This is a genomic window from Nocardiopsis sp. NRRL B-16309, assembly GCF_001279585.1.
Lineage (GTDB): Bacteria > Actinomycetota > Actinomycetes > Streptosporangiales > Streptosporangiaceae > Nocardiopsis.
Genome location: NZ_LGEC01000026.1, coordinates 1 through 309, shown reverse-complemented (window position 1 = coordinate 309; position 309 = coordinate 1). Strand labels below are relative to the sequence as shown.

The window sequence follows — 309 nt, the reverse complement described above, 5'->3', positions numbered from 1 at the left end:
AAGGGTCTGAACTACGTGAAGCTCGACGGTGAGGTCGGGATCATCGGCAACGGCGCGGGCCTGGTCATGTCCACGCTGGACGTGGTCGCCTACGCGGGCGAGGAGCACGGCGGCGTCAAGCCCGCCAACTTCCTCGACATCGGCGGCGGCGCCTCGGCCGAGGTCATGGCCAACGGCCTGGACATCATCCTGGGCGACCCGGCGGTCAAGAGCGTGTTCGTGAACGTGTTCGGCGGCATCACCGCCTGCGACGCGGTCGCCAACGGCATCGTGCAGGCGCTGGAGCTGCTGGAGTCGCGCGGCGACGAC

Annotated in this window: 1 pseudogene; it reads left to right on the top strand. The window is 68.9% G+C overall.

The features are described 5' to 3' along the window. Window positions 1–309, top strand: a pseudogene (locus tag ADL05_RS04700) (succinate--CoA ligase subunit beta); the annotation flags it as partial.